This is a genomic window from Mycobacterium shottsii (assembly GCF_010728525.1).
GTDB classification, from domain to species: Bacteria; Actinomycetota; Actinomycetes; order Mycobacteriales; family Mycobacteriaceae; genus Mycobacterium; species Mycobacterium marinum.
The window spans coordinates 815,248-827,283 of sequence record NZ_AP022572.1; the positions used below are offsets into that span (position 1 = coordinate 815,248).

Genomic DNA, 12,036 nt, shown 5'->3' on the forward strand with positions numbered 1-12,036 from the left:
ACGAACCGGTCCTTCGCGGCAGCTACGGACCGATGCGGATCTTGCCCGGCGACCACAGCCCGCTGTGTGTCGCGGTGCCCAAGTCGAGCTGTGCGGGCGGCGCATCGACCAGGGTCTCGAACTGACGCAGTGACCCCCAGTCGCGTGCCCAGTCGCGGGACAGATAAGTCGCCATGACATGGGCCCGCAGCAGCAGGTCGGTGATACCGAGCAGACCGCCATTGACGCCGTCCTCCCAGGTGTCGGTGTCCAGCTTCTTGGCGTTGTAGTCCGGCGTGATGCGGAACTTCGGGATCTCGGTGACGCCGTTGACATGCAACATCGGCTGCTGGCAGGGGAACGCCAGCCCGACCGCCCAGTCCAGCAGCACCGGTTGCGTCGAACCGACGTACTCCTGCAACGAGCGCAGGTCCGGCACCCGCGGCGGGGTCAGCGCGATCCAGTCCTCCGGTGTCAGCGACAGGTCCTCGGCCACCACGCGGACTGCGACGGCGTCGGCCGGCATCTTGTCGCGGGCAAAGCGCAGATTGCGCCAGGCCTTGGGCTGCTCGCCGAACAGGTCGTCAGGCACCATCCGTCCGGCGGCCACCAGCGGGCCGGGACCGGGCCTGGCGTACTCGAGCACCACGGTCTGTCCCGGGTTGTAGCCGTGCAGCACACTGTTTCCGGCGATCTTGCCCGCGGCGGTCACCACCACCAGTGGGTGCCCATCGTCGGGCTTGGGCAGCTGGTACCACGCCGAAGTGAGTTTGCTTTGCTGCTGTGACCCGGTGGCATAGGTACCCGCGAGCGGAATCCGTGCCGGGTCGAGCTGGTAGGGCAGCGGCACGGTGGACCCGTTGATACCCGGGGTCTTCAGCTTCACCGGCTGATCCCAGTCGTAGTCGGTTCCGGGCTGGTTCGGCTTCATGACCATCGCCTCGGCGACGGTGTGGTCGGGAACCCCGCTGGGGGAGAACCCGACCGGGTTCACCCCGCCCAGCGGTCCCAGCGGGCCGTAGTCGCCGGGCAGCGGCGTCATGAAACCCGCGTTGGTGTCCGGCTCGACGAGCACGTCATCGGCCAGGCCGCAGCCGCCGGTAAAGGCCCGCAGGTTGGCCCAGCCATTGGAGTAGGTGGGGTATTGCCGGACAATCCCGATACCCATCGATGCGACGAACACCACCGCCATGAAGCCGGCCGCGATGGGAACCGGGGCCGTGGTGAGCGCGCGGGTCAGCCGGCCTTCACCGCTGCCGCGCGGGGCGAAGTGTAGCCAGGCCGCGTACAGTACGGCGAGCGCGAACAGCACGAAAAATATGGTGCTGACCGTGATTCCGGCGATCTTGGGCATCGCGCTGTTGAACGGCACCCCGTAGCTGGCGACATACCACCACCCGTTGGTGGTGGCCCAGCACAACGCCAGGGTGAACAGCAGCGCCGCTAGGAATGCCATCCGGTTGCGCGACCAGCGCAGCACCGTTGGAGACACCAATACCGTCGTCAGCGCCGCCATCGCCGCTCCCACCGCGGCGAACAGCCCAAAGTGGTGCACCCACTTGGTGGGGGTGAACATCAGGAAGAACATGGTGCCGAAGATGACGCCCATCAGGCGCCACGCGGGTCCGCGCGCCACACCTGCGACGCGCTTGCGCCGCAGCATGATGAACACCGCTGTGAACAGGCACAGCGCGGTAATCAGGAAGCCGAACCGGCGCGATAGCGACCCGTCGACGGTGGGCAGGATCAGGTAGTAGTACCGCAGGTTCTCGGTGTACCAGGCCTGGCTCGGCCCGATCTTGCCGCGCACCCGGGTGGCTTCGAACACCGTCGACAGGGTCTGGTCGGCGAACACCACGGTCAGGATGATGGTGCCGGCCGCCAGCATCGGCGACAGCAACGGCAACGTGCCGACCTGGCGCCGGCGTTTGACCAGGATCCGCAGGATGGGGCGGCCACCGGCCACCAGCGCGGCCACCGCGATCAGCCCGGTCGGTTGCACACCGAGGGTGAACGCGGCGGAGATGATCGCCAGCGCCGCCGGTGTCAGTCGGCCGTAACGCATCGACCGCTCGATTAACACGTAGGTGACCAGCGAGCCCAGCGCGATGATGCCTTCAGGACGCAGTCCGTTGTTGAATGGCATCCACGCGGTCAGCAGCACCATCGCCGCGGCCCAGTTGGCGGGTTTGCTGGCCGCGACTGCCGGCCCCAACCGGGGCAGCACCTCACGCGACAGCAACAGCCAGCACACCAGCCCGGCGAACAGGTCGGGCAACCGCATCCAAATGCTGGCGTCGCTGACGTGGGTCATCAGCGCAAGGAGGTTGTAGTACCAGCCGAACGGGTCCTCGGGGCTGCCGAACCAGCGGAAATAGTTAGACATGTAGCCGGCGTGATCGGCGACCCGGGCCATGCCGAGGATGTAGCCGTCGTCGGACGAGTTCGCCCCGATGACGTGCCACAGCAGGAATCCGAATATCACCGCGGCGTCGACCAGGGTGAAGGTGCGCCAGTTAGCCGGGAACAGGCTGCGTAGCCGACGCCCGTCCAGCCGGTGGAGGCGCCAGAGCGCGATCAGCGCGACGGTGGTGGCCAGGATCGCACCGATGATCGCCAGCAACTTCAGCGTGGTGGGTGTGGTGGAGAACCGGGTGTCGATGGTGGCCGAGAGCCGCAGCCCGTCCGGCGCGGGTCCGGTCAGATCGGTGAAGACCCCGACGATCTGAGGGCGCAGGTTGGGATCCGGGTAGCCACTGCGTAGCGGGGCGCCGGAGGGATCCTTGAGGCCGACAAAGGTGGCGAAGGTACCGGCATGTGTCGAGCTGATCTCGATGCGCTCGCATTGCGGGGAATCCAACTGCTCGCGTGGCACCGACAGGATCACCACGTTGCGGTCGGTGACGTTGACGCGCTTGCTGTTGACGACGACGAACAGCGCCTGCAGGTTGGCGTCCTTGCCCTGCTTGGGTGCGGTGCCCAGCACCACCCAGCCCTTGGCGGGCATGTCGCGCACCACGCTGCAGGGCACCGAGGCCGTCAGATTCACCGGCGTCAGCGAAATCAGCGGCGCGGTCACGCTGTTCAGCTGCCCGTTTTGCGGCCAGTTGAGCATCGCTGTGGTCTGCACGACCGGCAACAGCGGGGTGGCCGCCGAGAGCACGAAGCCGATCAGGCCCGCGATCGTGGCTACCCATCGGGTCACCCGCACCTCACGGGCGCTGGCGGTGGTGGCGGCGGTGGCCTGTTCGGTTTCGTTCGTGCCGCTCATGGCAGCGCCCTAATCGGTCCCTGGCGACTCCAGCCGGGCACTGTGATCACACCCTCTTGCACAACGGCCTCCGGCGCCTGATCGGCCGGCACCAAGCGGTAATACTGTTCCACCGATCCCCAGTCGCGATGCCAGTCACCGCGCAGGTAGGTGGCGATGGTCGAGGTTCGCAGCAGCGCCTGGGTGAACAGGAACGGCCCACCGGTCGGGCCGGCCTGCCACAGGTTCGACGACGCCGCGGTCTGCTTGTGGTCAGGCAGGATGCGGTACTGCGGCAGTTCGGCGATGCCGAGGTGCTCGGAGAACGGCCGCTGGCAGGGGAAGTTGGCTGCGGTCGCAATGTCCATCAACACCGGGGTCTTCGATCCGATCAACTGCTGCAGCGTTTCCAAAACCGGCACCCGGGGCGGGGTGAAGGCGAACCACTGTTCGGGACTCAGGTTTGGGTCGTAGGCGACGATGCGCGCCACGTTGGCCTCCGGCGGGGCCCAGGCCAGCGGGAAGCGCAGGTTGCGCCACGCCGGTTGTGGCCCGATGTCGATCGGGAATACCTGCCCCAGCGGCTGCGTGGTGCCGTCGGGGCGAGTGACGCCCCACTCCAGTTTCAGGGACTGCCCGTAGATGAAGTCGCCGTCCTCTTTGTAGGACCAGATGGCCCCAGCCGCGGTGACCACGACCAGCGGCTGGGCGGCGATGTTGGCCTTCCAATCGCCGGGCAACTGGTACCAGGACGAGGTCGCCGTGGCGGCCAACGAGTTCTCCCCGTAACTGCCCATCACCGGGGTACGGGCCGGGTCCAGTCCGAACGGCAGCGCCGCGTGGGATCCGTTGATGCCGGCCGGGCCCTTGCCGCCGGCGGTGCCGGCGGAGTCGCTGATGGCGGCGTTGGGCTTGTTGGGCGATGCGTCGGAGTTGACCAGGCCGGGCTTGCTGACCACCGGGTCGGACTTGAGGTCTTCGCCGACCCCTTCCGGCTTGAACCCGAACGGGTTGATGCCGCCCAGCGGTCCGCCCGGTCCGAAGGTCTGCCCCGGAAGCGGTTGCAGCATCCCGGCATTGGGATCGGGCTCGGCCAGCACGTCATCGGCCATCGCGCAGCTGTTCGGGGATAGCCCCGAAGCCAGGGCGGCCAGGTTGGCCTTGCCGGTGGTGTAGAGCGGGTAGCGGAAAACCGCGGCCTTGGCCATCGAGCCGACTTCGCCCAGGACCATGATGACCGCGACCACCAGTAGCGTGGTGGAGGCGAGCACCCGGTTGCGCCGGTTGTCCTTGACTTCGGTGTGCCCGGCGTAGTCCATCCGGAAGTGGTACCAGGCGGCCAGCAGCCCGGTCAGGATCGACAGGGTCAGGAACATCGAGGTCACCGGATGGCTGGCGATCACCGGCTGGATGTCGTACCAGGGCACCCCGTAGTTGCCGACGTAGAACCACCCGTTGATGCCCGAGGTGGCCCACGCCAGCACGAACAACAGGGCGGTCACGTAGAGCGTGAGGTTGCGTCGGCTGTGCAGGCCGATCCGGGCGAAGCTGAATGCCATCACCGCCCCCAGCGCACCGGCCAGCCCGGCGAAGGCGCCGAACTGCACGGCCCACTTGGTCGGCGTGAAGGTCAGCAGCAGCAGACCAACCGCGGTGGTGCCGATCAGTCGCCAGGCCGGGCCGCGGGCCAAACCGCCCACCCAGCCCCGCCGCAGCAGCACCACCAGTGAGCCGAACAGGCAGAGCAGCAGCACCAGCACGGCGAAGCGCCTGGTCATCGACCCGTCAATGTTGGTTTCGACGGTCAGGAAGTAGTAGCGGAGGAAGTCCTGGTACCACGCGATGGTCGGGCCGACCTTGTACTTGATCCGTGCCGCCTCGGCCACGGTGGCCAGCGTCTGGTTGCGGAACACCACGTCGGTGATCAGCGACAGCGATGCGGCCAGGACGGCGAGCGGGGCCAGCAGACCGTCGGTGCCGCGGCGCTTACGGATGATCCCGGCGATGACGCGCGCCCCGGTCAGCAGCGCGGCCACCGCGATCAAACCTTGCGGTGCCAGCGTCGCGGTGAGCATCGCGACGATGATCGCGATCGCGGCCGAAGCCAGCCGGCTCAGCGCGATGGCGCGTTCCACCAGTGCCCAGGTGACCAGCACGCCAAGGGCGATCAGCGGCTCGGGGCGAAGGCCGTTGTTGAACGGCAGCCAGGCGGCCACGAAGACCGCGCCGGCGGTGAACACGGCCACCCGATTGGCGGCCAGGCCGTTCTTGCCGGGGCCGAGCCGGCGCAGCACGAAACGGCTGATGAGCAGCCAGCAGGCGATGTCGGCCAGGGTGGCGGGCAACCGCATCCAGACGCTGGCGGTGCTGATCTGCGCCAGGTGTGCCAGCAGCTCGTGATACCAGTCGAAGGGGGCCTCGGTGGTCCCGAAGTATCGGTAGTAGTTGGCCACATAGCCGGCCTGGGGAGCGATCCGGGCGATGGTCAGGTTGTAGCCGTCGTCGGAGGAAAGGGCTCCGATCACATGCCAGAGCAGCAGCGTGGCGATCACCGCGGCGTCGGTGAGCCAGGTTGCGAACCCGACGCGCCAGCGCGACAGCCGGGGCAGCCGCGGTCGGTACCTGGATAGCCAGGCGATGGGGGAGCGCCAGTCGCGCAGCGCGTCACCGCCGCGGCTCAGCCGATCCAGGGCGGCCAAGGCCACGATGGCGCCCAGGACCGCGATCGCACCGAGGATCATGGCGATGGTCTTGGTGACCGTGGGCGCGGTGATGAATCGGGTGTCGACGTCGATGCGCGCCGACGACCCCGGTTGGGCCTGTACCTTCAAGTCGGTGAAGATGCCACCGACTTGAGGCTTCTTCTCCGGGGGCAGGGTGCCCGCGGCACCGGGAATGCCGACGAAATCCGCGTGCGCGCCGGTGGCGTCGGCCCAGATGTGCAGCGCGCTGCACCGGCCCTCGGCGATCGCGGCGCGCGGTGCCACCGCGGCCACCGTGTCGCGGAATGCGACCACGACCGAGTCCTTGTCAGCGCGGACGAACAGCCCGTTCTTGCCGGTATCCACGCCCCCGGAGGGGAGGGTGGACAGCACCAGACCGCCGGTGGCGGGCAGGGTGGCGATCGCCGCGCAAGGCAGTGAAATGTCCAATGCGCGCGGCGCGCCGGACACCAATGGGGCGGTGATTTGGCTGATGTCGCCGTCCGCGGAGGCGCCCTGGGGCCACAGGATCGTCGCCGTCGTCTGCTTCACCGGAAGGAGCGGAACCAAGGCGCACAGGACCAGCCCGGCGACTCCCAAGACGACGGCTGCTAACCGGGCGATCCGCTGAGATCGCTCATTACCGTCGAGGGACACGATGGTCGATCGTAGGCGACGCGGCTTAGCGCGGTGAGGACGCGGGGCCGCAAAGCGGCTCCGGGGAGGGCCCGGATCGGCGGATCCAGCGCCGTCAGGACGCGCCGCCGCAAAGCGATTCCGGCGCCGTGGCGAAGGGTCGGACAGGCGGATTGGGTGCGGCGCGGCTGCGAGTCCGCAAAGCGGTTGCCCACCGCCTCGGGGCCCCGCTAACCCTTACGCAAGGGTGCCGGATTCCACAGACCGCTGTGGGTTGCCGTGCCCAGCTGCAGCCGTGCCGGTTCGGCCTCCGGGTAGTACCGGGTGAGGCGCTGCAACGCGCCCCAGTCCCGGAACCAGTCGTCCTTGAGGTAGCTGGCGACCGTCGTCGCATGGAACAGCAGCTCGGTGACGCCGAGCGGGCCACCGCCGTTCTTGTCCATCACGGGTGAGTTAGCTTCCGCGCCGAACCGGTCCGGCAGGATCCGCCATTTCGGTGATTCATCGACACCGTTCTGATGGCCGAATGGCCGCTGGCACGGGAAGGCCAGGCCCACCAGCCAGTCCAGGAACACCGGATCCTTGGAGCCCACCACCTCCTGCAACGTGCGCAGTTGCGGGATCCGCGGCGGGGTCAGGGCGATCCAGTGCTGCGGAGCCAGGTCGTTGTCGTCGGCCACCAGGCGGATTTGCGTGGCGGAGTCGGGGATGGCGGACAGCGTCGCCCGCAGGTTGCGCCACGCCGGTGCTGCGCCGACGTCGGCAAACCCCATCGAGCCGCCGTGCTTCCCAGCTGCCGCTTGCTCATCGGTGGCCCACTGCACCTGGACTTCGCGGGGATCGAACCGGCCGGCCGCGGACACCACCAGTAGCGGTGTCTTCCTCCGCTGATCCGCGGGGGGCAGCCGATACCAGCCCGACCGCAGCATGGCAGGCACCTGGATGCCGGATCGCCAGCTGCCCAGCACCGGCGTGCGCGCCGGATCGAGGTTGAAAGGCAGCCGCGCGCGCGAGCCATTGATGCCCGGTGCGGCAGTGGTGCCGCCCTCGGTGCCGGCCTCGGTGCCGGTCACCAGACCGTCGTCGTTGACGAAGCTGCGGTCGCCCGGGCGCTCCATCACCGGGTCCGCGGAGACGTTGGCGGGGATTCCGTTGGCGGTGAACCCGTCTGACAGGCCGGCGCCCAGCGCATCGGCCACCGGAGCGCTCATCGGGGGCAGCATTCCCGCGTCGGGATCCAGCTCCACCAGCACGTCTTCGGCCAGCCCACAGCTCTTGCCGGTCAGCGCCTGCAGGTTGGACCGGCCCACCGACCACGCCGGGTACTGCGACATCATGCCCTGGGTCAACGAGACGACTTCCATCGTCACCAGCAACCAGGTGGCAATGGCCAGCGGCGCTTGGACGATCGGCGCCAGCCGCGCCCCGAGGCGGGTCCTGGGCGGCCCGTCCCCGGTGGCGACGAAGTTGAACCAGGCGGCCACCACCAGCACGATCACCGACAGCTCGAGCAGTGCGGTGGTCAGCGACCACCGCAGTCTGGGGAACGAGTTCGACCACGGAACGCCGAAGTTGGAGACATACCACCAGCCGTTGACGCTGGCGAACGACAGCGCCATCACAAACAGCACCACGGCGGCGAACACGGTGCGGTTGCGACGCGAGCGCATCGCCACGCCGGTCACGGCGACGGCGGCCAGCGCTCCCAGCGAGCCGGCCAGCCCGGCGAACACCCCGAAGTGGTGGGTCCATTTGGTCGGGGTGAACATCATCGCCAAGAACGAGATGATCGTGATGCCGATGATGCGGCGGCTGGGGCCTGCCGCAGTGCCAGGAATCCGGCCCTTGCGCAGCGACATCGCCACCACGACGGCGAGCGCGAGGATTAGCGCCAGGACCGCGAAGCGACGGGCCACCGAGCCGTCGGGGCTGGCCATGAACAGTCGCTCGTAGCGGATGTGCTCGTCAAACCACTTGAGGCTGGGGCCGACGGCGCGTTTGAGCACGCTGGCCTGAGCCTCTCCCGCGAAGGTCTGGTCACGGAAGATCAGGATCACGGTGACGGTGGCCGCGGCGAGCAGCGGCGCCAGCAGCGGCAGCGCGCCGAACTGTTTGTAGCGGCGGTGCAGGATGGTGCGCAGCGGCCCGATCGCGACCAGCAGCGCGCCGATGGAGGCGATGCCGGTAGGCCCGGAGAACAGGGTCAGGGCACCGATGATGCAGGCGATTGCCACCGGCAGCAGCCGGCTGGTGGCCACCGCTCGCTCGACCGAACACCAGGTCAGCAGGATGCCCAGGGCGATGATCGGCTCTGGGCGCAGCCCGTTGTTCAGCGGCAGCCAGACCGCCAGGAACATGCCCGCGGCCGTCCAGGCCGCGGCCCGGTTGGTCTTGACGGCGTGCCCCAGCCGCGGGATGACCTCCCGGCTGATCACCCACCAGCAGGTCAATGCCATCGACAGGGTGGGCAGGCGCATCCAGACGCTGGCGGTGCTGACATGGGCCCACATCGCCAACAGGTCGTAGTACCAGCCGAACGGCGCCTCGGGCGTGCCGAACCAGCGGTAGTAGTTCGCCATGTAGCCGGCGTGCTCGGACACCCGGGCCATGGTCAGGATGTAGCCGTCGTCGGAGGTGTTGGCGCCGACGAAGTGCCACCACACCAACACGGCGGTGACCAGCCCGTCCAGCGCGCCGATCGACCACCAGCGCGGCGGCAGGATGCGCCGATGCCGGGTGCCGTCGGCGGTATCGAGGATGTGCAGAGCGACCAGGGCGACCGCGGTGGACAGCAGGCCGATGATCATCGCGGCCATCTTCAACGGAGTGGGGCTGCTGCTGTAGCGGGTGTCGATGGTTGCGGAGAAGCTCAGGCCCGGCGGTGTCGGCCCGGTCAGATCGGTGAACACCCCGACGATTTGCGGCCGGAAGTCGTAGCCGCTGCGTTCGCCGCGCAACGGCTCGCCCGGATGCTCGGCGTTGGGGCCCTGCTTGAGCCCGACGAATTCGGCGGTGACGCTCTCGGCGTGCGCGGTGAAGGTCAAACGCTGGCAGGCGGGGCTGAGCACTTGGCTCAGCGGCGCGGAGACCACCGGGACGTTGCGCACCACGAGAACCAGATCGTCATTGGCGCGCTGAACGAGTAGTCCACGGTCGACGGCGTTGGGGGCTTGCTTGGGCACCGTCGACAGCAGCACCGTCTTGCCGTTTTTCTGCGGGCCGGCCAGCCCGGCGGCCGCCGAACAGGGGATGGTGACATCGAGATCGGTGGCCACATAGCTGATCAGCGGTGCCTCGACGCTGCTGAACGTGCCGTTCTGCGGCCAATTCAGCTTGGCCGTGGTCTGGTCGACCGGCAGCAGCGGGGTTGCCAGCGCCAGAAGGGTCCCCAGCAGACCCGTGAGCACGGCGACGAGTCGGGCAATCCGGTACTTTGCTCCCGAATCGCTCACGGACGTAGATGGTAATTGTTCCAATGCGCCGGGTGCGGTCTCGGTCGCCATCAGGCGCTCGCCGCCGGCTTGCGGATGGCCAGCACGAAGGGGCCGATGGTCTCGACGGTGAAGCGTGGGTCGGCGAACAGCGCCGCCTTGAGGTCGACGGTGTAACGCCGGACATTGGGCTGGTTGGGGTAGACGTCTTCGGCCAGCCGCAGGGTGTAGCTAGCGCCCGAACCGGGACCGGCGCCGCGTCGCATCAGGAAAACCGTTGGCGCCGGCCAGGGCAGTTTGTCCAGGGCCTGGACGAACTCGTCGGACGTCTTGAGCCTGGCCCAGCTCTCGATCTGGGCCGCGCGCTTGTCGAACTGCGCCAGCGGGTTGGCGTAATGCGACGTCAGACCTTGAAAACCCCAGTAGGGGTAGTAGGACAGGAAGCTGTAGTCGGCGGTCATCACGACGACCTGATCGCGCGGCTTGCCGGTGACCTTTCGGATGGCCGTGTCGATCGTCGAGTAGTACTTCTCGGAACCGGGCGGGCGCTGATCGCCGCGCTCGCCGTACCCGTCGGTGTCGGTGTAGGCAATCGTGAGGTCGGGCCGCAACACGTCGGGAATGTCCTGGCTCAACGCGATCGCCCCGGCCAGCCCGATCGCGGCGGCGACGGGCAGCGCGGCGCGGCTGCGGGTGGTCAGCGCACGCGTTCCTTCCAGGAAGCCAAAGACCCCGGCCGTGACTAACAGCACGGTCAGGGTCGGCTGCAACCGGAACGACAACAGGGTGGTGCGCGCCAGCGTGGTCAGCATCGACAGCAGTGACCACAGGTAGACGGCCAGCACCCCGATGGCCAGGGCGCCAGCCCGGGTCGAGGACCGTGCCCGCGCCACCAGCCACAGGGTGCCCAGCATGCACAGCGCGCCCAGCAGCGAGAACTGCAGCATCGGGAAGGTCAGTTCGGCGCCGTCGGCGGGCAGGTAGTGCTGGGCGCTGCCGGTGTCGCTGACCGGGTCACGGGCCGCCCGCAACAGGTAGGGCAGCCAGGTGGTGGACGCGATCGTCGCGGCGATCGCGGCGATCACGGCGAGCCGTCGCAGCGGATCCACCGCGGCCCTGAGCCCGCCGCGACGCCACCGCGACACGGCCAACAGCGCGGCCATCAGCGTGACCGTGAACGCGCTGTAGGCCACCAGCAGCGTGTACCAGGTGGCGGCGAAGCCGAGGAAGATCCCGGCGCCGACCACCGCGGCCCAGCCCCGAGCCGCCGCGGCGCCCAGCGTCACGTCAGCGTGGCTTTCGGCGTCGGGCGCCACGCTGGCGTGACGTTCGGGGGCGGGCGGGGCGCCGGCGCGCAGGCCCGACCACGTCAGCACCAGCACCGGCGGCAGCAGCACCGTGATCATCGCGGCGTAGGGCTCCGGCGAGCTGTAGGCCAGCGTCACCGCCGTGGTGGCGATGGTGACCAGCAGCGCGTACTCGAAGCGAATCATTCGCCACCACAGCACCAGCGCGACCGCGACCGCGACGGCGATCGAGGTGATGGCCCACGGCTTGAACATTTCCCAGGCGGGGCTGCCGGTCAGCGCCGCGGCGCGACCGCCGATCCAGAACCAGCCCGGCGGGTAGAACGGCGGCAGCCCGATGTAGGTCATGTCGTGCAGTGCCGGGCTGTCGGTCAGCCGGGTCAGGTATTCGGTGCGGAACTGCTGGTCCACCGAGATGCCGAACAGGTACAGCCGGGTGGCCCCCAGCGGCATGCCGAGCGTCACCACGGTGAACGCCGAGACGAACACCAAGCCACCCAGCTGAGCCGGCCACCGCAGCCGGCCGCCGCGTCGCCAGGCCCAGCCGGCGCCGAGCAGGCCGGCCAGGCAGCCGACCTGGCCGACGGTGGTCAGCGCGTGCAGCTGGTTGGACGACGGAAAGGCCGGCCACTGCACCTGCGAAATGGCGGACAGGGCGACCACCGCGACGGTCACGGCCACCAGTACCGCGGCCGCCATCTGGCCGAGGGTGGCCAGTGCATTACGCATGC

4 protein-coding genes are annotated in these 12,036 nt (G+C 68.7%); all 4 read right to left on the minus strand.

The features are described from left to right. Positions 1–22: 22 nt before the first annotated feature. Positions 23–3,250, minus strand: coding sequence for an arabinosyltransferase EmbB (embB, locus tag G6N41_RS03850; protein ID WP_198966653.1), 3,228 nt, complete (start codon positions 3,248–3,250; stop codon positions 23–25). Next, positions 3,247–6,588, minus strand: a complete 3,342-nt coding sequence (locus G6N41_RS03855; protein WP_198966654.1) for an arabinosyltransferase domain-containing protein — start codon at positions 6,586–6,588, stop codon at positions 3,247–3,249. The genes embB and G6N41_RS03855 overlap by 4 nt, the downstream gene beginning before the upstream one ends. 209 nt (positions 6,589–6,797) lie before the next feature. Then, a complete protein-coding gene (locus tag G6N41_RS03860; protein WP_198966655.1) occupies positions 6,798–10,070 on the minus strand; it encodes an arabinosyltransferase domain-containing protein in 3,273 nt (1,090 codons plus the stop codon). Continuing rightward, positions 10,070–12,034: a galactan 5-O-arabinofuranosyltransferase gene (locus tag G6N41_RS03865; RefSeq protein WP_198967712.1), complete on the minus strand. Its 1,965-nt coding sequence runs from the start codon at positions 12,032–12,034 to the stop codon at positions 10,070–10,072. The genes G6N41_RS03860 and G6N41_RS03865 overlap by 1 nt, the downstream gene beginning before the upstream one ends. Between the last annotated feature and the right edge of the window lie 2 nt (positions 12,035–12,036).

Excerpts from the sequence above, each read along its gene's own strand:
- G6N41_RS03865 (WP_198967712.1), bottom strand. The coding sequence starts at position 12,034 with ATGCGTAATGCACTGGCCACCCTCGGCCAGATGGCGGCCGCGGTACTG.
- G6N41_RS03860 (WP_198966655.1), bottom strand. The coding sequence starts at position 10,070 with ATGGCGACCGAGACCGCACCCGGCGCATTGGAACAATTACCATCTACG.
- embB (WP_198966653.1), bottom strand. The coding sequence starts at position 3,250 with ATGAGCGGCACGAACGAAACCGAACAGGCCACCGCCGCCACCACCGCC.